18 protein-coding genes and 1 pseudogene are annotated in these 21,777 nt (G+C 32.3%); 16 read left to right on the plus strand and 3 right to left on the minus strand.

The features are described from left to right. The first annotated feature begins 102 nt into the window (after nt 1-102). From panC to J2Z44_RS10440, 3 genes are all read left to right on the plus strand, one after another. Nucleotides 103-948, plus strand: coding sequence for a pantoate--beta-alanine ligase (panC, locus tag J2Z44_RS10430; protein ID WP_021283681.1), 846 nt, complete (start codon nt 103-105; stop codon nt 946-948). A 12-nt stretch (nt 949-960) separates the two neighbouring features. After that, nucleotides 961-1,344 (plus strand): aspartate 1-decarboxylase, encoded by a 384-nt coding sequence (gene panD, locus J2Z44_RS10435; protein WP_021283682.1) that lies wholly within the window; start codon nt 961-963, stop codon nt 1,342-1,344. A 290-nt stretch (nt 1,345-1,634) separates the two neighbouring features. Next, nucleotides 1,635-2,480 carry a class I SAM-dependent methyltransferase gene (locus J2Z44_RS10440; protein ID WP_021283683.1) on the plus strand — a complete coding sequence of 282 codons (846 nt, stop codon included), beginning with the start codon at nt 1,635-1,637 and terminating at the stop codon, nt 2,478-2,480. A gap of 311 nt (nt 2,481-2,791) precedes the next feature. On the opposite strand, the gene J2Z44_RS10445 is transcribed toward J2Z44_RS10440, so the two are convergent. Next, entirely contained in the window at nt 2,792-4,138 is a 1,347-nt protein-coding gene (locus J2Z44_RS10445) for a DUF4317 domain-containing protein (RefSeq protein WP_021283684.1), read from the minus strand. Nucleotides 4,139-4,473: 335 nt separating this feature from the next. On the opposite strand from J2Z44_RS10445, the gene J2Z44_RS10450 reads away from it, so the two are divergent. The 12 genes and pseudogenes from J2Z44_RS10450 (at nt 4,474) to J2Z44_RS10505 (ending at nt 18,777) form a co-directional block, all read left to right on the plus strand. Continuing rightward, nucleotides 4,474-5,670 carry a 4Fe-4S binding protein gene (locus J2Z44_RS10450; RefSeq protein WP_209649553.1) on the plus strand — a complete coding sequence of 399 codons (1,197 nt, stop codon included), beginning with the start codon at nt 4,474-4,476 and terminating at the stop codon, nt 5,668-5,670. 91 nt (nt 5,671-5,761) lie between these two features. Beyond that, nucleotides 5,762-7,024 (plus strand): MFS transporter, encoded by a 1,263-nt coding sequence (locus J2Z44_RS10455; protein ID WP_021283687.1) that lies wholly within the window; start codon nt 5,762-5,764, stop codon nt 7,022-7,024. Nucleotides 7,025-7,117: 93 nt separating this feature from the next. After that, nucleotides 7,118-7,345: a hypothetical protein gene (locus J2Z44_RS10460; RefSeq protein ID WP_031271526.1), complete on the plus strand. Its 228-nt coding sequence runs from the start codon at nt 7,118-7,120 to the stop codon at nt 7,343-7,345. A 114-nt stretch (nt 7,346-7,459) separates the two neighbouring features. After that, a complete protein-coding gene (locus tag J2Z44_RS10465) occupies nt 7,460-8,446 on the plus strand; it encodes a glycosyltransferase family 2 protein (RefSeq protein WP_021283689.1) in 987 nt (328 codons plus the stop codon). A gap of 818 nt (nt 8,447-9,264) precedes the next feature. Then, nucleotides 9,265-9,438 (plus strand): annotated as a pseudogene (locus tag J2Z44_RS10470) (phage tail protein); the annotation flags it as partial. Nucleotides 9,439-9,543: 105 nt separating this feature from the next. Beyond that, entirely contained in the window at nt 9,544-9,939 is a 396-nt protein-coding gene (locus J2Z44_RS10475; protein ID WP_245353233.1) for a hypothetical protein, read from the plus strand. Between the two features lie 27 nt (nt 9,940-9,966). Then, nucleotides 9,967-13,509 (plus strand): InlB B-repeat-containing protein, encoded by a 3,543-nt coding sequence (locus J2Z44_RS10480; protein WP_021283693.1) that lies wholly within the window; start codon nt 9,967-9,969, stop codon nt 13,507-13,509. 346 nt (nt 13,510-13,855) lie between these two features. Further along, nucleotides 13,856-15,595, plus strand: coding sequence for a L,D-transpeptidase family protein (locus J2Z44_RS10485; protein ID WP_021283694.1), 1,740 nt, complete (start codon nt 13,856-13,858; stop codon nt 15,593-15,595). Nucleotides 15,596-15,990: 395 nt separating this feature from the next. Then, nucleotides 15,991-16,197, plus strand: a complete 207-nt coding sequence (locus J2Z44_RS10490) for a hypothetical protein (RefSeq protein WP_021283695.1) — start codon at nt 15,991-15,993, stop codon at nt 16,195-16,197. Nucleotides 16,198-16,357: 160 nt separating this feature from the next. After that, on the plus strand, nt 16,358-16,768 hold the full coding sequence (locus J2Z44_RS10495) for a helix-turn-helix transcriptional regulator (RefSeq protein WP_021283696.1): 411 nt from the start codon (nt 16,358-16,360) through the stop codon (nt 16,766-16,768). A 27-nt stretch (nt 16,769-16,795) separates the two neighbouring features. Beyond that, nucleotides 16,796-17,386, plus strand: coding sequence for an ATP-dependent Clp endopeptidase proteolytic subunit ClpP (gene clpP / locus J2Z44_RS10500; RefSeq protein WP_021283697.1), 591 nt, complete (start codon nt 16,796-16,798; stop codon nt 17,384-17,386). Nucleotides 17,387-17,679: 293 nt separating this feature from the next. Beyond that, on the plus strand, nt 17,680-18,777 hold the full coding sequence (locus J2Z44_RS10505; protein WP_021283698.1) for an XdhC/CoxI family protein: 1,098 nt from the start codon (nt 17,680-17,682) through the stop codon (nt 18,775-18,777). 334 nt (nt 18,778-19,111) lie between these two features. Here J2Z44_RS10505 and J2Z44_RS10510 read toward each other — a convergent pair whose 3' ends face one another. Both J2Z44_RS10510 and J2Z44_RS10515 read right to left on the minus strand, forming a co-directional pair. Then, the gene (locus J2Z44_RS10510) at nt 19,112-19,375 is read right to left on the minus strand and encodes a hypothetical protein (RefSeq protein WP_021283699.1); all 264 of its coding nucleotides are present in this window, start codon (nt 19,373-19,375) and stop codon (nt 19,112-19,114) included. Nucleotides 19,376-19,389: 14 nt separating this feature from the next. Further along, nucleotides 19,390-20,634: a Y-family DNA polymerase gene (locus tag J2Z44_RS10515; protein WP_342591512.1), complete on the minus strand. Its 1,245-nt coding sequence runs from the start codon at nt 20,632-20,634 to the stop codon at nt 19,390-19,392. Between the two features lie 200 nt (nt 20,635-20,834). Between J2Z44_RS10515 and J2Z44_RS10520 the strand changes: the two genes are divergently transcribed. Then, nucleotides 20,835-21,068 carry a TIGR04540 family protein gene (locus J2Z44_RS10520; protein ID WP_021283701.1) on the plus strand — a complete coding sequence of 78 codons (234 nt, stop codon included), beginning with the start codon at nt 20,835-20,837 and terminating at the stop codon, nt 21,066-21,068. Nucleotides 21,069-21,777: the final 709 nt, after the last annotated feature.

Consider the following 21,777-nt stretch of genomic DNA (forward strand, 5'->3'; position numbering starts at 1 on the left):
CACATATTCATCTTAAACTACTTGTTTATAAATAATAAAATTCTATGAAAATAGAAGTAAATAAAAGATAAATTAAAATTATTGAGGTAGGGGGATAAAAACATGAAGATAGTTCATACCATAAAAGAGGTTAGAGATATAGTTAAAGGGTGGAAAAAACAAGGGCTTTCCGTAGGATTTGTTCCTACTATGGGGTATTTACATGAAGGTCATGGCTCTTTAGTAGAAATGGCAAGTAAAGAAAATGATAGGGTAGTAGTAAGTATATTTGTAAATCCTATTCAGTTTGGTCCTAAAGAAGACTTTTCAAGTTATCCAAGAGACTTAGAAAGAGATGGAAAAATCGTTGAAGCTGCTGGTGGGGATTTAATTTTTAATCCTTCTAATGAAGAAATGTATTTAGGGGATTTTTCAACCTATGTAGATATGAATGGAATAACTGAAGGACTGTGTGGAGCTAAAAGGCCAGGGCACTTTAGAGGAGTTTGCACTGTTGTAACAAAGTTGTTTAATATTGTATTACCTGATAAGGCTTACTTTGGTGAAAAGGATGCACAGCAACTGGCTGTAATAAAGAGAATGGTAAGAGATTTAGATATACCTGTGGAAATAGTGCCATGTCCTATAGTTAGGGAAAGTGATGGTCTTGCCATGAGCTCAAGAAACACATATTTAAATAAAGAAGAAAGAAAGGCAGCTCTTGTATTAAGTAGAAGCTTAAATAGTGCTAAGGAAGCTTTACTACAAGGAGAAAGAAGTGCTGAAAATATAAAATCAATGATTAGTGAAATCCTTACTGAGGAGCCTTTAGCAAGAATTGATTATGTTAATGTAGTTGATAGTTTATCTCTTACGGAAGTAGTAACAATTGATAAGAGTGTGTTAATAGCTATAGCTGTATTTATTGGTAAAACTAGATTAATTGATAATTTTATCTTTGAAGTGTAAGGGAGATATATCATGATAATTAATATGTTAAAATCAAAAATTCATAGAGCTACAGTTACTCAGGCAGAATTAAATTATGTAGGAAGTATAACCATAGATAAGAATCTCATGGATGCAGCAGCAATCTTAGAATATGAGCAGGTTGCAATTGCAGACATAGATAATGGTGAGAGATTTGAGACTTATGTTATTGCAGGGGAAGCTGGAAGTGGGGTTATTTGTTTAAATGGGGCAGCAGCAAGATGTGTTCAAAAGGGAGATAAGATTATTATAATGTGTTACTGTGGGCTTCGTAATGAGGAAGCACAAACTCATAAACCTAAGGTTGTGTTTGTTGATGAACATAATGCAATAACAAAGGTTGGTAGTTACGAAAAACACGGTGAGATTTTATAGAAAAAGCTATAACCGAATGATAAGACATTTTCAAAAATGAATAAGTCAGTATGTTAGACTATTTTGAGTTATACTACGCCAGCAGGTTCCTTGTCGGCAAAAGCTTGCTTATGAACACAAAATAGCCTTCACATCTTTGATTTGTTATTTATTTCTAAATGCTTAAGGCAATAATTACATGTATAAGATACGGTTTATCATAACCTAAATCTATAGTATAATATTTAAGGACAAGCTTTTAATTAATTAATTAATTTATACTATAACAATTGGGTGAGGTATATAAATATATGACAATAGAATTAGAGAAATATTATAATAAGTTTTGTGAAGATAAAAGATTAACAAGAAAATATGCACAAGTAGAGTTCTTAACTTCCATGAAATATATTCATCAGTATCTAGAAAATTATGAGAATCCAAAAGTCTTAGATGTTGGGGCAGGTACAGGAAGGTATTCTGTACAATTAGCAAATGAAGGCTATGATGTTACAGCCATTGAACTTGTGAAGCATAATTTAGGAATTTTAAAATCAAAGGGAAGTACAGTAAAAGCAATGCAAGGAACTGCCTTAGATTTATCAAGATTTGAGGAAAACACCTTTGATATGACATTAGTGTTTGGGCCCATGTATCATTTGTACAAATTTGAGGACAAGATTAAGGCTTTACAAGAGGCTAAAAGAGTAACAAAGGTTGGCGGGATTATCTTAGTGGCTTATTGCATGAATGAATACAGCGTGTTAACTTATGGATTTAAGGAAAATAATATCCGTACCTCTATTGAAAAAGGAAAGCTGAGCAAGGATTTTCATGTTATATCAGAGCCAGAAGACTTATATGATTATGTAAGGCTTGAAGATATTAATAAAATCAATGAGGCAGCAAAAATAGAAAGGTTAAAAATAATTGCAGCTGATGGACCAGCTAATTATATGCGTCCTATCATAAATGATATGGATGAAGAAACCTTTAAACTTTTTCTTGAGTATCATTTTTCTACTTGCGAAAGACCAGATTTATTAGGGGCTAGTGCTCACACCTTAGATATTTTGATAAAGAAAGAAGATAAAAGAGAAGTGGGAGAAACCCTATCTTTTGAAAACTCTATTATAAATAAAAGTATTAATGATTAATAGACTTTGACTTACAGAGCTATAAAACCCAGAAAAATCTAACCTTAAGATTTTTCTGGGTTTTTAAGTTATTTTTTATGAAGAACTAATTGAAGATTTAATTTTATTTAAGTACTAACCTTAATTACCCTAGATTCCTCTTATCATATATATGATTCATTAATGATAATTCATCTTAATATAGGATGGACTAAGAAAATCCTAATCATGAATGTATAAACTTAATTAAAACATATATAAATAAAATAAGATTGCATATTGATAAAAGTTGCAATAAAATTATTCCTTAGTAAAAGGGATCTCATAATGACTTAAAGCTCAGCAGTAACACCATTTACATTAGCTTGTTCATTATCCTCCACGGGAATAATAATGAACTTCTTACCGTCTATTAATTGTGCTTTTATTTGTGGTACTTTTTCAGGTTTTACCTTAAGTACAATATCATAGTCTTCAGCAGTATTAGTAGTATTTTCTACTTCAGAAGGAGAGCTTGTATCTAGATTATCGTCAGGACTTGCGTCAGAAACTATATCAGTTTCTGCGTCTAAAGCTGCTTCCCCTTCTGAGTCCTTTGCATTTTCTTGTTTAGTTTCCTCAAGAATCTCTTCAAGTATTTGTATTTTCTTTTGAAGTTTTTCTTCCTTTTTCCTTTGCTCATTGGCTACAAGGACTTTTTTATCTATTAAATGCTCTACTACAGGAGGAGCATCACCAAATTCTTCTGTGTAAGATTTTTCAATTTTGGCAGTGATTTCTTCAGAGATACCGCTTTCAATTAAAATATCTTGAATGTTATCGTTAGTTAAAATTATAGGTTCAGCATCCTTTCCATTAATGGCAACATGCTCTTCTACTATATTACTAAGAGTTTCTTGAATCTCCATAAATAAGTGCTCAGATTTTTTCTCATCATCCCCAAGGGCTTCACGAATAATGGTAGTAAACACTTCTTTTTGCTCCGTGGCAGTTTGTTTTGAACTGCAGCCTAAAGCTTTTTCCATTAACTCAGGGTGAGGCGCTTTTGGATTTTTAGTATAGTACATAATAGAATTCACATCAGTACTACGGTCTGTAAAAGCTGGGAAGATAAATCCTACTTCAGGTTGACCAACTACCCAATCTCTAATACGTGCGCCAATTCGGTTGTCATCTTCAAAGTATCCAAGGCCTGGCTCAGTAAGGGATACTGGGCATATTGCACATAATAGATATTCATATACCTCTTCTGATTCATCTAATTTTGAATTATCTGTAGTTCGTGTAATAACATCATAAGCATCATGAAAAACAAGTATTAGAAAATTACCTGCGTAATCATAACTATCTATGATTAAATTATAAAAATCGTCAAGAAGTGAGTCATTTTTTAATCTGCTATTTTTAAGCTCAAATAAGCAGAGTTGTCTATTATTTACATTTTCCTCATCAAGAGGAAAATTAAGTTCTAGAAGGTTATTCCCCACAGTACCAGATAAGGTTTTTTTAGCAATTTCTAAGTACTTAAAGAATTCTTCCTCTTTTAGATTTAAAAAAGTTTCCCTAATTTTTAATACAATATTTTTATCCCCATCTACATAACAGCCACACATTTTGGTAAAGGTACATTCACCTTTTTTAAAACGTCTTTTTAATTCTAGTACATCTTTCTTTTTCATAAATCCCCCTTAAAATTCATTAGTTTTACTAGGAAGAAAGAACTCTAATAACAAAGAAACTATTACAAGAAGTTGGTTCCCCTAAAGTATAAATATTATCAAAAGTTATTTTTTCTAGTCTGTGAGTCCATGCTTTATAGCAAAAGATAGACTACCTAATATAGTATAAAGTGCAATAAAAACCTCTGCAAGAGATTAAATAAATTCTGTGAGAAAATAAAATTCATCTTGAGATTTAAGTTTCATTTAAGAATCAGCCAATATAATTATACCTATAGTAAGTGATTTATGTAAGGAATTTTCAAATGACTTAGAAGAAGATGGAGGTAAATATTATGAAGAAGAAGGAACAAAAACTTAGATATATACGTTATGCTATACAAGCTTTAGGAATTTTAGTAACTATTATGGGTTTATTTATTAACTATCCTATAGCAAATTCAGTTTTATTGGGGATAACTTTAATCTTAGGACCTGTGTTTTGTGGATGGATTTGTCCTTTTGGCACCTTGCAGGATATATTTTCAACCCTTGGACAGATACTAGGAATAAAAAAATATAAAATGCCAGCAAAGTTAAAAAAGGTCTTGGCACCTTTAAGATATATATTACTAATCACCACAATATCAATTAGTGCTGATTATATTTTTACTATTATGAGCTTAGACCCTCGCGCAAACTTTACAACTTTTCTTGGTGGAAAGACACTTACCCTAATAGGTTGGAGTGTGATTTCTATATTTATTTTAAGTTCCATGGTATTTGAAAGACCATTTTGCAATTACCTTTGTATTGAAGGAGCAAAGTTAGGAGTATTAGGAACTCTAAGACCTATAACTATTATAAGAAATGAAGAAAGTTGCATTGGTTGTAGTAAATGTAACCGTGTTTGCCCCATGAATATTAATGTGGCTTCTCATGGTCAGGTTCGTTCCCTGCAGTGCATAAACTGTATGGAATGTGTAGCAGCCTGTCCTGAGAAAAATACTTTGAAGGTGAATGTGGTACCTATTAAAAAAGTAAATAAAAAAGTAGTATTGTCACTTTCTACTATAGCTTTCTTATTTATAGTATATACTGGATTAAATTCAAGTTCTTTATTTGAAATCTTAGAGAGAAATAACACAATTCCTGTGTCCGCTCCAGTTTCAACTACCATAACTGGTGAAGCTGCGGCTGGCTATGGAGATGCTGTCGGCATAGCAGATGGAGTATATGAGGGAACTGGAACAGGGTTTAGAGGTCAGATGACAGTTGAAGTAACAGTGAAAAGTCAGCAAATTACTCAGATAGAGGTAACCAAAACTACAGATGATGCTAAATGGTTTAATAGGGCTTACAGTATTATAACTTCTAATATTATAAAAAATCAAAGTGCGGATGTGGAGGTAGTATCTGGAGCAACTTATTCATCTATGGGCATAAAAGAGGGAGTAGCTAATGCACTAATAAATGCAGGAGGTAAAAGTGTTAAGGCTATAGTTAATGACCTACCTAAAGAGGGTAAAGGTCAACACGGAAAAAGAAGATAATATATAAGCTACCATTGCATTCACCATTACTTTAGTTATATTATTATAGGAGCGATATAAGTGAACAAAACTTGTTTTGGGGGAATGTATAATGAAAATGGGACTGATTAAGAAGGGGAAAAAGGAAGTCAGGGTTTATTTTTTAATACTGGCATTGACAGCTCTTGGCCTTGGACTTAGTGATGGGGTTTTTTCAAATTATTTTAAGGAAGCCTACAATGTAAATGCCTTTCAAAGAGGGCTAATTGAGTTTCCAAGAGAATTACCTGGAATTATTTCAATTATTGTAATTTCGCTGCTTACATTTTTAGGAGATATACGCATTGCAATAATTGCACAGCTTTTAAGTGCTATAGGACTTTTGTTTTTGGGATTTTTAACTCCACCTTTTGCGGTGATGTGCATATTTCTTTTTATCAACTCTATGGGAATGCACCTATTTTTCCCTTTATCTGATGGTATAGGAATGTCTCTTATAAAGGATGAAGAAGTGGGAAAGAAAATGGGTCGTTACAAGGGGGTTAGCACAGCTTTTAGTATGTTAGCTAGTGTTGCTGTATTCATTGGATTTAGGACCGGTTTTTTTAGTTTAACTGCACCTGTAAAGATCATATTTCTTATTGCAGCGGTAATTTTTGCAGTGGTATTTGTACTGCTTATTTATATGAACAGCATTGTAAAAGTGCCAATCAAGGAAGAAAGAAAACTAAAGTTTATATTCCGTAAAGAATATAAGTATTATTATATTCTTGCAATAATGACTGGGGTACAAAAGCAAATCATGGCAGTCTATGGCCCTTGGGTACTTATTGATCTTTTAAGTAAGAAGGCTGATACTATTGCAATTTTAGGGATAATAGGATCTTTTATAGGTATATTCTTCATTCCAGCATTAGGTAGATGGCTTGATAGATACGGTATAAGAAAAATGCTTTATGTTGATGCCATATCATTTATAGTGGTATACATTGCCTATGGTTTTTTAGCATCAGGATTTTCAACAGGAATCCTTAGCAAGGTAGGAATACCTGTTATTTTAACTTTTGTACTAATTATACTTGACCGTATGTCCATGCAGATGAGTATGATTAAAACGATTTATCTTCGATCTATAGCAGTAGATCAATCTGAAATTACTTCCACCTTGTCCTTTGGTATGAGTATGGATCATATTGTTTCAATAATATGTGCATACATAGGAGGAATCATCTGGACTTCCTTTGGGCCACAGTATATATTCTTCTTTGCAGCAGCTGCATCCTTAGTTAACCTTGCTGTGGCAAAGGTAGCAGTAATAAAGGAAGATGCAGGAGTAAAAACAGAAGTGAAAATAAAGGGATTTGTAAATAAGTAAACATAAGATAATGAATGATGGTTATTTTTGGAACTAGCAGTCAATTAATTGCTGAACAAATATTAAGATTTTCATTGTATAATCGATAATAGTATGATGGAAATTAAATTTAAAGGTGATATAAGCTCAATTAAGCATTATAATGATGTTGCAACGGACTCTACAGATAGTACCACGGAAATAGCAAGAAAATACTTTTATCAAATGTCAAATAAATTTAAATGTTATAAAGGTATACTTAATGAAACTGAAATCCCTGTAGCAAAGTATATAGCTGAAAGAGTTCTTACATTGCCATTATATCCTGAACTATTACAGTAAGATATTTACAGGATATGTAATCTAGTATTAAGGTAATAAGCAAATTTATTGGGTTAAACAGAAGAAAATAAAATTCAACATATGATTAAAGAAGGTTGCATGGGAGGCGAAAATATGAAGAGTAAGGTGTCAGTTATTGTTCCGGTTTATAATACAATGAAATATTTAAGTGAAATGTTAGCTTCATTAGAAAAGCAAACTCTAAAAGAAATAGAGTTCATTTTTGTTGATGATTGCTCTACTGATAGAAGTTTGGAAATTTTATATGACTTCGAACAAAGACACACAGATAAGGTAATTATTATTCAACTCAATGAAAATCAGGGGCCGGGAGGAGCAAGAAATGTTGGGTTGCAATATGCATCAGGAGAATACATAGCATTTGCTGATAGTGATGATTATGTTAAGCCAGAAATGTATGAGATTCTGTATAAAAAAGCAATGGAAGATGATTATGATATTGTAGAATGTGGATATTTTAGTGAACGCAGAGATAGAGATATGATGCTTTGGGATAAAACTATGGAGGGAAAAGTATCCTTTGATAACAGAGTTAAAATGCTTATGTCATGTGGATTCATAGTGTCTAAATTATATAAAAGAAATATTATTATTGACTCTCAGATTAATTTTATTGATAGAATTCAATTTGAAGACGTTGATTTCCTAAGTAGGTTATACTGTAGAATAGAAAAAGTTGGCATAGTTGATAAAGCATTATATTATTATCGTGATAATCCAGATTCATTCACCAACAAAGGGAATAAGCTGAGTTACTTTGATATAAATAACACATTTTCTCGAAAATACATAGATAACATGAGAAAAGAAAAAAATTACGACATATTAAAACCTGTTATTGACTATGTAGTTATAGGAATATGGTTTGATATGTTCAAGACATATGTAACCAAAAGCTCAAAGATTGATATGAATTCTTTACAGACAATAGATAGAGAGATTAAGCAATATATTCCAAACTATGGTGAGAATATGTTTTTTGTCGAACAAGCAAAATACGATGTTTTAAAAGAGGCGTTTTTAGCGAATTCATATGATTATAAAAAAGTTGTTAAAATATTAGAAAGGAATGAAAAATAGGAGTTGGTTATGAAAATCAGTAACTTCTAAAAATAAGTTTAAGCTAAAATAAAAGTCAAGAGTAATTGAATTTAAGAGGAATAACACAGGACTCTAAAATATTAAAGCGATTTATAAGCTACAGCTAGTAAATTTTTATATAGTTACTTTAATAAACCTCATGACAATAATGCCATGAGGTTTATTATTATGCAAAAAGACAGGGTTAATATAGGAACAAATGAATGAACTAACAGTTCATAATTAATTGTGAATCTCTACTTAATAGAAGCCCTATTTTTTATGAAATAGGGCTTTTATAATAAACTTTACATTTTCATACCAAGGATTGATATATGAATTATACTTACATAAGCGTAAATGTAAGTAAGACTAATAAACTATTAGTACCTATAGAGTAAAGAGGCAAAGATATAAGGAAGTTAATTTAATATTTAAGCATATGGGTATTAATAAGTACTAGTGTTTCCATCAATTGAGATATAATATTTCCTACGCTTGAATAATTTAATTACATTTTGTGTAGTAGGATAACTGGTTTACATTAATTAATTATTTTTGTGAAATATCTTAGTTGAATTTAGTTATTAAATCGATGGAATTGTAATAATATGTTATTAAGAGGAAAAAATTGAGATTTATTTTATATGAAAGTAAACGTGATTCGAGTTTAAAAGAAAAGAACAGACATGGAAAAGCAAATAGTTTATTATGGTTAGTTGATTGAAAGTGTAATAACTTTTACTTAATTTGTTTATGATAGGGTTTTTCTATATAGCTAAGACTCTATTAAATATAAAAATAAGGAGGAATTAAAAATGGAAGCGTTTATTGGAACTATTTTACTGTGGGCAGGAACTTATGCACCAGAAGGCTGGGAATTCTGCTGGGGACAAGAACTAAAAATTAGTGAGAACCAAGCTTTATTCGCAGTTATTGGGATGTAATATGGAGGGAATGGTAGTACAAGTTTTAAATTACCAGACTTAAGAGGCAGATTTCCTATTGGTGCAGGAGTAAACCAAGCTACAAAGAAAAACTGGCAATCTGGAAAATTTTGCGATAACAACATGCAAGCAACCTTTGGAATAAAGAATATGCCTAAACATATGCATAAAATCAACAATACAGTATCAAGTTCAAAAGATGAAACCTTGTCGATGAGCTTAGATATTGGGATACCTGTTAATACAGACAATCCAAATACTGCTCCTACAAACATACCTAAGGATAACAATTGTACTCTTGCTGCAGCAAGGACAATAGCACCACAAAATACTATAGTTAACACCTACACGACAAATGAACCTACCGCAAATGCCACATTAAAGCCTTTTACCGTAAAAAAAGATATAAATATACCTACACCTGCTATAATTGTTGATTCAACTTGTGAAGATGTTGGTTCTGGTGAAGCTGTTGATGTTCAGCCGGCATCACTTTGTTTAAACTATATAATATGCATGGAGGGACTATTTCCACCTAGAAGGTAAAAGATTGTTCTAATTAAGGAGAATTTTATGAAAAAATTTAGAAAGGGTATAATACCCAAAATTTTAATTCTAACTATGTTAGCAAATGTTATTTTTACTGCTATAGCACCAAGCAAAACTGCCTCAGCAATAACTCCAAATACAATTAGTTTTAATTCGGATCCCTTTGGTTCAAATTTTCAGACTCAACCCTATGACGTAATCACAGCAGATTTTGGACAAATAACCTTTAAGGGAACAGACGATTCTCTTGTAAAACCATTTGAGTCACTTTCGTGGATGGCTGGACAAGGAATGGCTTATGCTGGATATTATACAGGAGATAGTAGTTGGCATGGGTTGATGCTTAGTGCGGATAGCTCAAGTTATAAAACTGGCATTTGGTTTGTTCTTGGAACAAAGGATAGAAGTAAGAAGTTTTCATTTCAATCATTTAATGTTGGTGAATACGGCAATACAGCAGATACCATGGAGGTTATAGGGTTTCGCAATGGAGTTCAAGTTGCTTCTCAGATAGTTACATTTGAGAAATACTCTTTGCCAACAAAAACTATAACTATGGATAGTGAATTTGGATATGTAGATGAGATTAGAATGCGTCAAAAAACAGAAGGGTTATACAATGGAGGCTATCCAGGCTTTGAGGGGATTGTAGTCAACGATTTTGTGTTAGATGATCCTATTATTCCAAAGTTTGAGTTTAATCCCACAAGCTATAGCATAGGAGAAAAAGGTGGAAGTGCAACTTTAACAGTAAAGAGGACTGGAAGTAGCAATGGATTAGCAACGGTAGATTATGCAACAAGTGATGGGACAGCTGTAGCAGGTCGTGACTATACTTCAGTTTCTGGCACTTTGACTTTTGCAAGTGGCCAGACTAGTAAAACTATAAGCATACCAGTAAAAGATAACTTAACATATGATGGAGATAGATTTTTAAATATAACTTTAAGTAATCCTTCAGGAGACATGGTTCTTGGAAGTCAAAATGTAGCAATACTTACAATAGAAGACGATGAATTCATGTTAAATTATGCAGCAGGACCAAATGGAACTATTATAGGAAATACGTCGCAGACTGTAACTCATAGTTTAAGTGGAACAGAAGTAACAGCAGTACCAAACCCAGGATACCACTTTGTGAGTTGGAGTGATGGAGTGACAACTCCAAGTAGAACAGACAGCAATGTAGTGGGAGATATAAATGTAATTGCAAACTTTGCTATTAATGAATACACGTTAAAATATACAGCAGGAGCAAATGGAAGTATTACAGGAGCAGCGCTCCAAACAGTGAATCACGGAGGAAGTGGAACTGAGGTAAAGGCAGTGCCAAACCCAGGATATCATTTTATAGGATGGAGTGATGGAATAACAACTCCAAGTAGAACAGATAGCAATATAATGGGCGATATCAGCATAACTGCAAACTTTGCTATTAATGAATACACGTTAAAATATACAGCAGGAGCAAACGGAAGTATTACAGGAAATACATCACAGACTGTAGCTCATGGTGCGAGTGGAACTGAAGTAACAGCAGTACCAAATACAGGATATCATTTTATAGGGTGGAGTGATGGAGTAACTACTGCAAGTAGAGTAGATAGCAATGTAATGGGAGATATAAGTGTAACTGCAAACTTTGCTATTAATGGGCATATAGTATACACATTAAATTATGCAGCAGGAGCAAATGGAAGTATTACAGGAATAGCGCTCCAAACAGTAAATCACGGAGAAAATGGAACTGAGGTAAGGGCAGTGCCAAACCCAGGATACCACTTTGTGAGTTGGAGTGATGGAGTGACAACTCCAAGTAGAACAGACATCAATGTAGTGGGAAACATAAGTGTAACTGCACAGTTTGATATTAATGGATATACGTTAAAATATACAACGGGAGCAAATGGAAGTATTAAAGGAGCAGCGCTCCAAACAGTAAATCACGGAGGAAGTGGAACTGAAGTAACAGCAGTACCAAATCCAGGATACCACTTTGTAGGGTGGAGTGATGGAGTAAGAACTGCAAGTAGAACAGATAGCAATGTAATGGGCGATATAAGCGTAACTGCAAATTTTGCTATTAATGGGCATATAGTATACACACTAAATTACACAGCAGGTCCAAATGGAAGTATTACAGGAAACACATCACAGACTGTAGCTCATGGTGCGAGTGGAACTGAAGTAACAGCAGTGTCAAATCCAGGATATTACTTTGTGAGTTGGAGTGATGGAGTTACAACTCCAAGTAGAGTAGATAGCAATGTAATGGGAGATATAAGTGTAACTGCAATCTTTGCTGTTAATGAATATACACTAAAGTACTCAGCAGGAGAAAATGGAAGTATTACAGGAACAGCGCTCCAAACAGTAAATCACGGAGGAAGTGGAACTGAGGTAAGGGCAGTGCCAAACCTCGGATATCATTTTATAGGATGGAGTGATGGGGCGACAACTGCAAGTAGAACAGACATTAATGTAGTAGGAAATATCAGCGTAACTGCAAACTTTGCTATTAATGAATATATGTTAAACTATACAGCAGGAGCAAATGGAAGCATTACAGGAAATACATCACAGACTGTAGCTCATGGGGCAAGGGGAACACAAGTAACAGCAGTGCCAAACCCAGGATATCACTTTGTGAGTTGGAGTGATGGTGTTACAACTGCAAGTAGAACAGATAGTAACGTAGCAGGCAATATCAGTGTAATTGCAAACTTTGAAATTAATAGTTATATAGTAACCTTCAAAGATTATGATGGGAAAATCATTGGAATACCGCAAGTTGTGAACCATGGAAATAAAGCTGTTGCACCAGCAGATCCAATAAGAATTGGTTATGTTTTTAAAGGCTGGGATAAATCCTTTAATCATATTACAGAAAGTATGGCTATTACAGCAATTTATGAAAGTGGAAGTACTTATACCTTCCCTGCAGCAGAAACTTCAGATAATACATGGGAAACTCAAATACCCATTGAGTATTTTGAAAGTAGAGATAATATATTGGTAATAAACAATAATATAGCAAGTTTATCAATACCAGCAAGTGCTATTGATTTAAGTGGAGTTTCTGGAAAGGGATATATAAAAGTAACGCTTAAAGTTATTACCGATGAAAAGGATTTGATGTCACTTAAAGATTTACCAGCTGGATTAAGAATAGTTGGAAATCCTATAAACCTTACTATACAATTATTTGATAAAAGTGGTGCTTTAGTGAGAGATATTCACAACTTTGAAAACAATGAAAAGGTTAAAACAACTATTAAGCTTACTAGCAAGGATATAAAAAATTTAGATATAAACACAATTTCAATATATACCTACAATGAAGTAACCGAAGTTTGGGAAGAGCTAGGTGGAAATTTTGAGTCTACCACTCAGGAGTTTACATTCTATACATCTCATTTTTCAGTGTTTGCAGTTACAGAAAAAACTTCAAAGACAGATATACTGCCTCAAGCCGGTTCCTTGTTTAATTTTTATGCAATAGTTAGCTTAGGTTTTACAATAACCTTATTAGGAATTATTTTGATAACGAAAAAATCAAGAAGTTAGCAAAGTAAAAACTCCATTTAAATAAAATACAGAGATTAAAAGTTCAATAGGTTTATTAGCCTATTGAATTTTTAATTTGCAGAAGAAATAAGATTACTTTTGGCTTTAATAAAAAAGCTAGATAGTTTGCTTAGAAGTTCAACTATCAACCATACATTTTAAGAATAGTTTTTGTTATCGTTATTATCTTAGTACATAAGCTCCATATAGACATTGAAAGCATTATGTGATTTTAAGGAATTATTTCCCCTATTGTTTAATATATTTTATAAGCAGCATAAGAACCTTTACATATTATATGGGATTTAATTTATGTTTTGAATAATAATTCAGGGGGGCTTAATTTATGAATAAACAAGTAAATTTTGATGAGGAACTGGGGAATTTTATAGATAAACAGCAGGGGGAAGAGAATAATCAGGAATTTAAAAAAGTGGAAGAAGAGTTTATAGATGTATTAAGGCAACAAAGTGATTATGTTGAAGAGATTGATAGTAATTATAAGGATAAAGATATAGAAAATAATGATGAAGTTGAATATAAAAATATAGAAGAAAAAGAAGTTTATAATATTGAAGCAGAATTTAAAGTTGAAGATAAATACTTAAATTACTTCAGTAGTATTGATGATGTAGGTATTAATAGTGAAGAAGAAGGTAATGAGGTTCACGTAGTTGATGAAATAGAAGAAGAGAATGATGAAGAAGAAAAGCAGCTTAGAAAAAAGAAAATTATAAAATGGAGTATTATTTCGGTTTCTGCACTAGTACTTATATACCTTGGTTTTTCAGCTTATTTTTCAAAACGTTTTTATTTTGGAACTTCAATAAATAGTATTCCTGTTTCAGGAATGACTGTGGAAGCTGTAAATGAAAAGTTAGCAGCAGATGTGGAAAAGTATAACTTAACTCTAGAAGGAAGAGATGGAGTTAAGGAAGAGATTTCAGCAGCAGAAATGGGCCTTAAGTTTATCTCTCAAGACAAAGTTCAAGATATTAAGCATAATCAAAGTTCCTTTAAATGGATTACAGGAATTTTTAATAATTCAAGCTTTGAATTGAATAATATATTTTCTTATGATGAGCCATCATTAAGAGAAGCTGTAGACAAACTAGCTTTTTTTGATGCAGCTAAAATAATTGAACCTAAAAGTGCGGCCTTAAAATCTACAGAAAAGGGCTATGAAATAGTGAAGGAAGTCAATGGCAACAAAGTTAATAAGGATACTCTATATGGTCAAATAGTAGAGTCAATTTTAAGTGAGAAATCTACTTTAGATTTAGAGAGTATAGATTGTTATGAAAAACCAAAGTATACTTCAGAATCCAAGGAAATTGTGGAGGCAATGGATACATTAGAAAAATATTCAGCTATAACAATTACCTATACTTTTAAAGAAGGTAAAGAAACTTTAAGTGGAGATGTGATAAACGGTTGGCTCAAAGTTGATGAGAATTTTAATGTTAGCATTGATGAAGATAAGGTTGAGAGCTATGTGGATAAGCTAGGTAATACCTACGACACCGTAGGAAGGCCAAGGGATTTTAAAACGACCTCTGGAAGAATAGTAAAGGTTAGTGGAGGATATTACGGAATATCTATTAATAGAGCTAAAGAAACGCAAGATTTGATTAGAGTTATAAAGGAAGGTAAATCAATAAGCAAGAAACCTATATATAATCAAGATGAAGAAGAGGACAATGGCAATGGAATTGGAGGTACCTATGTAGAAATAGACCTTACAAATCAGCATATGTGGTTCTATAAAAACGGAAAGCTAATGACACATGGGGATGTAGTTACAGGAAATGATGATGGTAAACATTCCACACCACCAGGCCTTTATAGATTAACTTATAAGCAAAAAAAAGCAATTTTAAGGGGTCCTGGATATGCAGCACCAGTAGATTTTTGGATGCCTTTTAATGGAGATATAGGCATTCATGACGCTACTTGGAGATCAACATTTGGAGGAACTATATATAAAAATGATGGCTCCCATGGTTGTATAAATACACCTTATGACGTGGCACAGATTATATTCAATAATATTCAAGCAGGAGACCCAGTGCTTTGTTATTATTAGAATTAGGCTAGGTTTTATAAGTTTATAGATTTATAGGTCTAAAGTAAGGAATTTCATTTTATTCGTAGATAAGAAGTCTTAAAAGAACTAAGGTGAGCTTTATCTATAAGTTAATTCTTGGCTTTGGTTCTTTATGTTAAATTTTAAAGACGAAGATATATTTTATTTGCCATAAAGAAGTTTTAACTAACATGAGATAAAGTAAAATTATAGGAGTAAATGGAAAGGTGAGTATACTACAAATTAAGGATATGTGTAAAAATATGGAGAAAAATATTTTTTAATTCTTTATAAAAATGTGAAACAAATAAGGGTTAATTTTCGTCTAATAAGTAATGAGTTTAAATTAAAGAGTACAAAGTTATTTATAACTTTATTGGAAAGGAAAATTAACTATGAATATTATTATGATATTTATGTTTTTAGTTATATTAGTGTATTCACCTCTTAAAAATTTAGTATTTTTAGCTGTTGGAAATAATATTGATGAGGCCGTAATGCTACAGGAAAAAGGCCTAGCAAATCTTATAGGTAGAATTATTAAGATTTTAATACTAAAGAAATTTAAAAGTGATACCATAAGGCAATCTAAGGTTTCGTAGGTGGTTTTTACTATATTTATAGATAAACGAGGTAGATTAGCTTGGTATTCAAGTTTTAATTTCTTTTTTATATAGATAAAAAGAGCAAAAAATGTCAGGAAAATCTCTCTTAATATGCTTATAATTAAATTATGCAGCTTGATAAAATGGAGGTTTTACTATGGAGTATAGCAAGGTTATTCAGCAATCTATAGATTATATTGAAGAAAATTTAAAAGAAAAGATATCTCTTGAAGATTTAGCTAGAAGAAGTTATCTTTCAAAGTATTACTTTCATAGAGTTTTTCATCAATTAGTAGGTGAAACAGTTATGGAGTACATTCGAAAAAGAAGACTTACTGAGGCCGCGGAAGAATTGGCTGAAAGCAATAGCAAGATAGTTGATATAGCACTAAAATATCAATTTAGCTCTCAAGAAGCCTTTTCAAGAGCCTTTAAAAGAATGTTTAAAGTTTCACCAAGAGAATTTAGAAAAGCTCAAGTTAAAGTGTTACTCTATAGCAAGAGGCAGGTATATCAGGTACCTACTATTAACTCACCAACAGTAGCACCTATGTGTAAAGCTGCATAGTTTATGGTTATTAAAGGAGAGATTACAATGAGCTATGTACCTACAGTAATAGAGCAGACAGGCAGAGGAGAAAGAGTTTATGATATCTATTCAAGGCTTTTAAAGGATAGAATTATAGTTTTAAGCGATCAGGTTAATGATGCTACAGCTAGCATTATTATTGCTCAAATGTTATTTTTAGAAGCTGAGGATCCAGATAAGGATATAATCTTTTATATTAATAGTCCAGGTGGGGTAATAACAGCAGGATTGGCAATTTATGATACTATGCAATATGTAAAACCAGATGTATCTACTATATGCTTAGGTATGGCTGCCAGCATGGGATCTTTCTTGCTAGCTGGTGGAACAAAAGGAAAGAGATTTGCACTACCTAACAGTGAAATTATGATTCATCAGCCATCTATTGCAGGGGGCTTAAGCGGTCAGGCAACGGATATAAAAATATATGCTGAGAGAATGCTTAAAACAAAGCAAAGACTTATTGAAATATATAGTGAAAAAACAGGGCAATCACAAGAGAAGCTACAGCAGGATATGGAAAGAGATAATTTTATGACTTCAATGGAAGCTAAGGAATATGGACTTATCGATGGTATACTGTTAAGAGAGAAGTAATAAATAACTATATTATAGATTATTATGGTTAGTAAAAATACTTAATAAAATAAGGGAATGTGTCATAATGGATTCATTATGGTCATTCCCTTTATTTTTGTTTACAAAGATTTTAATTGGATTATTTATAGAGTTTTACATTAACTAAACCTTTAGTGTTTTCATATATTTTAGCAGAGGGCAAGCTGTAATAAAGTATGCTATAAAATCATAATATGGAAGTATATTACAACAGTCGAAAGTGATACAATTAATTAAAAAGGTATAAAGTGGATGAAAAGGGGGAGAACATTATGGGGACAAGTTTAAATACTGATGATCACGAAAGATTGCTTCAACTACTGAATCATGGAAAAAAAGCTGTTATGGTTACAAAATGGATTTATGGTAATAAAATTAGTGATTATAAAAGGGAGCAAACACTTCTTACAGAAGAAGCTTTAGATATGAATATTAAGGATGAGTTAAGTTTTTCGGAAGAATTACTAGAAAGAGTTAAGAAGGTAATTTTAACTGGAGAGCTTCAATTTATAGATGAAGAGGAAGCAGGGATTACTTTAATTGAATCGTACTTTCCAGAGCCAAAGTTAATTATTTTGGGTGGAGGACATATCTCAAAGCCACTAGTAGAGTTTGCTTCAAAGGTTGGCTTTTCAGTGACAGTAGTAGATGATAGGCCGTTTTTTGCTAATAATTCTCGATTTCCAGAGGCAGATAAAGTAATATGTGAAGGCTTTGATAGGTGTTTTAATGCTTTGAATTTAAATTCATCCTCCTTTATGGTTATTGTAACTAGGGGACATAGACATGATATGGAGTGCCTCAAGAAAGCCCTTAATTATGATACCGCTTATTTAGGAATGATAGGTTCAAAAAGGCGTATTAAAATTGTAAGAGAGGAACTATTAAGTGATGGGTATTCAAAAGATAGGTTAGATAAATTAAATGCTCCTATAGGTTTAGATATTGATGCGGTTACTCCTGAAGAAATAGCAATTTCTATATTAGCACAGCTTATTAGCTATAGAAGAAGGAGCAAGGCAGTAAGTGGATTTTCTAAAGCCAATAAGCCTAATATAGTAGAATTTAATGGGGATATAATTGAGGAATTAATTAAAAATTGCAGTGAACCAAGGGCTCTAGTTACAATAATTGGGACTAAAGGGTCAGTTCCAAGAAAAGCAGGGGCTAAAATGATTGTGTACTCAGATGGAAGAACCACAGGTAGCATTGGAGGGGGCTGTGCTGAGGGAGAAGTAATAAATACAGCTAGACATATTATAAGAAATGGTGGCTATGAAATTCAGCAGGTTGATATGACAGGAGCTGTAGCTGAGGAGGAAGGTATGGTTTGCGGAGGCATAATGGAGGTTTTAATTGAGAAGTTATAGGTTTTTTAGTTATATAGATAGATTGGTGCAAGCTTTGGCACTATCCTATCTATAAAACTTTATAAATAGGATTATGAAAAAATAATATAGGTTAAATTTATCTGAATAAGCCATGGATAAATAGAGGAAATAATTATATGTTTTTCCATGGCTTACGTATTTGGTTAGGAATTTTATTATTTATAAAACAATCCTGTTATTGCGCTACATGTCAAATGTTCATTGGTAATAATCACCTAAAAGTAACACTTTTAATTTTAGGGATTACTATGTCCATATAATATGGAATAGTAATCCTACTAATAAAAAATATAATTTAGCGCAATAATTCAGGTTAAATTTTATAAAGATACCACTTGCAAGTATTAATTTCATATTTTAATTCTAAAAACCTTTCTGAATCATTAATAAGAGAAAGGCAATTAAATACTAATACTGGATTGCCTGCAAACTTTTCTTTATCTGTAAATATTATTTTATTAATTTTTATAGTAGCTCTTGTATCATCATCATTTTTTATTCTAAATCTAACAGGATGAGGAGAGCCATTTTCTTCAAACCAACAAACCACTTCTATAGGTTTTGAAACAATTTTCATAATCTACCACTCCATTACAAAATACTACTCATAACAGGGTAATCATCATCACCAATGCCACCTGTCATTGGCCTTATGCCACTTTCTAAAAAGCAAGATCTTACTATTGCTTTATTTCCAAACTTATACCTAATTTCATCTAAAGCTTTATCTAAGTTTTTTTTCTTTTCTATATTTTTTTCATCAAAGAGAGTTAGCTGAGTGTATTCATCCTTAGAAAGATGAGATATAGATACACCTATATGGCGGATAGGCATTCCATCCCAAAGCTCTTTAAAAAGGGTAAAAGCTGTTTCGGCTATAGTAGAGGTTACATTTGTAGTTGAAGCTAATTTCCTTTGCTTACTACACCCTCTAAAGTCAGAATATCTTATAGAAATAGCTACTAAACTACATAGATTATGTGAATTTCTTAGTCTCATGCCAAGGGTTTCAGAGAGGGATAAAATAAATAGCCGAGCTTCTTTTTCATCTTCAATATTCCAAGAAGAAGTAGTGGAATTACCCATACCTTTCATTTCTATAAAGTTTGACTTTCGAACCTCTGAGGCTTCAATGCCATTGGCATATTGCCAAATAAGCTCTCCATGACTTTTAAGCTTATATTTTAAAAGGTCCACATTAAAATTGGCTAAATCACCTATGGTATTTATGCCAAAGTTATTTATGAGCTTTGCTTTAGTTTTTCTGCCTACCATAAATAAATCTTCAATGGGAAGGGGCCACATTTTTTCTTCTATTTCAAAAGGATATAGGGTATGAACAGAATCTTTTCCAAATTCACTACAGGTTTTAGCTAAAAGTTTATTTGAGGATATGCCAACACTTACACAAAACCCTAATTCTTTTTTTATCCTATCTTTAATCCTATGTCCTAAGGCTAAAGCTTCTGAATAAGAATCTACAGCATTAGTAAAGTCTAAAAAGCATTCATCCACAGAGTACCTTTGAATAAAAGGGGTATATTCCTTTAAAAGTTCTATCATAGCATTTGAACACTGAAGGTATAAGTCATAGCGAGGAGGTACAAGAATTAACTTTTCTCCAACATTAGCACATTTTTGCCTTGCCATGAATAAAGGTTCCCCAGTTTGAACTCCAGCCTTTTTCGCCAGTTGACTTTTAGCTAAAATAATTCCATGACGAGAGGCTTCATCACCACCAACAGCGGAACAAACCTGCCTTAAGTCTATCTTAGCTCCATTATGAAGCCTATATACAGCCTCCCAGCTAAAGATAGGCGGAGTTACAATCGAGATGCATTATAAGTTTATGGTTAAATTCCTTCATGTTATCCTCAGTCCTTCCTATAAAATACTACTAATAGTATTTTACCGAACTTATGTTCTTATGTAAAGAAAAAATTTCCTACAAAAAAATTTATAGAAATTTAAGGACAAAGTAGATATAATGTATTATAATGTTGAAAAACTAAAATACAAAAACAAAGGAGTTTATCATGAGATTAACCTATAAAAACCCAAGAGAATTAGCAACGGCAGTAAAGGATTTAGTAGATTCCTACTTAGATGATGTAATGGAATACGAAGTTCTTGAAGAAAGATTAAAAAAACTTGTAGCTTCTAATATGGAAAGAGTTTATAAAGATGACATAATGTCATCAAAAATAGCTAATGTATTAGGAAAAGAAAGAGTAAATATAGTAAATAGAATAATAAAAGAGCAAGAGTAAATATACTTATTGTTACTAAATATAGCTTTGAAAATATTGAATTTTCGTGTTGGAATTTTTAAAGTAATTAATTTTAAGCTGACTTATGAATTTAGGCATCTTCAAAAAATAAATAAGTCAGTATGCTCGGCTATTTTGTGTTATACTGCGTCAACAGAACCCTTAGAGAGCGCTACTATCTGTGGAACCTGTTTCCTTGTCAGCACAAGCTTGCTTGTGAACTCAAAACATCCTTTACATCTTTGACTTGTTATTTATTCTCAGATGCCTTAATTATAGAAATACCCTAGCCAAAAGGCTGGGGTATTTTCATATCACTGACAAATAACTCAACTACATGGGTTTGTTGGCTATAGGTTATTAGGATAAAAATTAAGTTGCTTAGGCATCTTCAAAAAATAAGTAAGTCAATCTGCTCGTCTATTTTGTGATATACTGCGTCAACAGAACCCTTTGATAGCTCCACTATCTGCGAAACCTGTTTCCTTGTCTGCACAAGCAAGCTTGTGAACACAAAATAGTCTTCACATCTTTGATTTGTTATTTATTTTCAGATTGCTTATTATCAATGAAAAGCAGTGTAAAAAATATTAGGTTAGGATAAGTTCCATATAAGGTAAATCTTAACTTTAACTCTGTATATTTAAATTAAATTTGCCTAAGTATATAATATATTTATTGGACAAGGTTTTAGGTAGTATAGATTTAT

The organism is Clostridium punense (assembly GCF_017874425.1).
Taxonomy (GTDB): Bacteria; Bacillota; Clostridia; order Clostridiales; family Clostridiaceae; genus Clostridium_J; species Clostridium_J punense.

What these genes read in the sequence shown, in the direction of transcription:
- J2Z44_RS10490 (WP_021283695.1), top strand. Translation starts at nt 15,991, where the DNA reads ATGAATATTATTATGATATTTATGTTTTTAGTTATATTAGTGTATTCA.
- J2Z44_RS10465 (WP_021283689.1), top strand. Translation starts at nt 7,460, where the DNA reads ATGAAGAGTAAGGTGTCAGTTATTGTTCCGGTTTATAATACAATGAAA.
- J2Z44_RS10505 (WP_021283698.1), top strand. Translation starts at nt 17,680, where the DNA reads ATGGGGACAAGTTTAAATACTGATGATCACGAAAGATTGCTTCAACTA.
- J2Z44_RS10445 (WP_021283684.1), bottom strand. Translation starts at nt 4,138, where the DNA reads ATGAAAAAGAAAGATGTACTAGAATTAAAAAGACGTTTTAAAAAAGGT.
- panD (WP_021283682.1), top strand. Translation starts at nt 961, where the DNA reads ATGATAATTAATATGTTAAAATCAAAAATTCATAGAGCTACAGTTACT.
- J2Z44_RS10485 (WP_021283694.1), top strand. Translation starts at nt 13,856, where the DNA reads ATGAATAAACAAGTAAATTTTGATGAGGAACTGGGGAATTTTATAGAT.
- J2Z44_RS10475 (WP_245353233.1), top strand. Translation starts at nt 9,544, where the DNA reads ATGCCTAAACATATGCATAAAATCAACAATACAGTATCAAGTTCAAAA.
- J2Z44_RS10495 (WP_021283696.1), top strand. Translation starts at nt 16,358, where the DNA reads ATGGAGTATAGCAAGGTTATTCAGCAATCTATAGATTATATTGAAGAA.
- panC (WP_021283681.1), top strand. Translation starts at nt 103, where the DNA reads ATGAAGATAGTTCATACCATAAAAGAGGTTAGAGATATAGTTAAAGGG.
- clpP (WP_021283697.1), top strand. Translation starts at nt 16,796, where the DNA reads ATGAGCTATGTACCTACAGTAATAGAGCAGACAGGCAGAGGAGAAAGA.
- J2Z44_RS10450 (WP_209649553.1), top strand. Translation starts at nt 4,474, where the DNA reads ATGAAGAAGAAGGAACAAAAACTTAGATATATACGTTATGCTATACAA.
- J2Z44_RS10440 (WP_021283683.1), top strand. Translation starts at nt 1,635, where the DNA reads ATGACAATAGAATTAGAGAAATATTATAATAAGTTTTGTGAAGATAAA.
- J2Z44_RS10520 (WP_021283701.1), top strand. Translation starts at nt 20,835, where the DNA reads ATGAGATTAACCTATAAAAACCCAAGAGAATTAGCAACGGCAGTAAAG.
- J2Z44_RS10480 (WP_021283693.1), top strand. Translation starts at nt 9,967, where the DNA reads ATGAAAAAATTTAGAAAGGGTATAATACCCAAAATTTTAATTCTAACT.
- J2Z44_RS10510 (WP_021283699.1), bottom strand. Translation starts at nt 19,375, where the DNA reads ATGAAAATTGTTTCAAAACCTATAGAAGTGGTTTGTTGGTTTGAAGAA.
- J2Z44_RS10455 (WP_021283687.1), top strand. Translation starts at nt 5,762, where the DNA reads ATGAAAATGGGACTGATTAAGAAGGGGAAAAAGGAAGTCAGGGTTTAT.
- J2Z44_RS10460 (WP_031271526.1), top strand. Translation starts at nt 7,118, where the DNA reads ATGATGGAAATTAAATTTAAAGGTGATATAAGCTCAATTAAGCATTAT.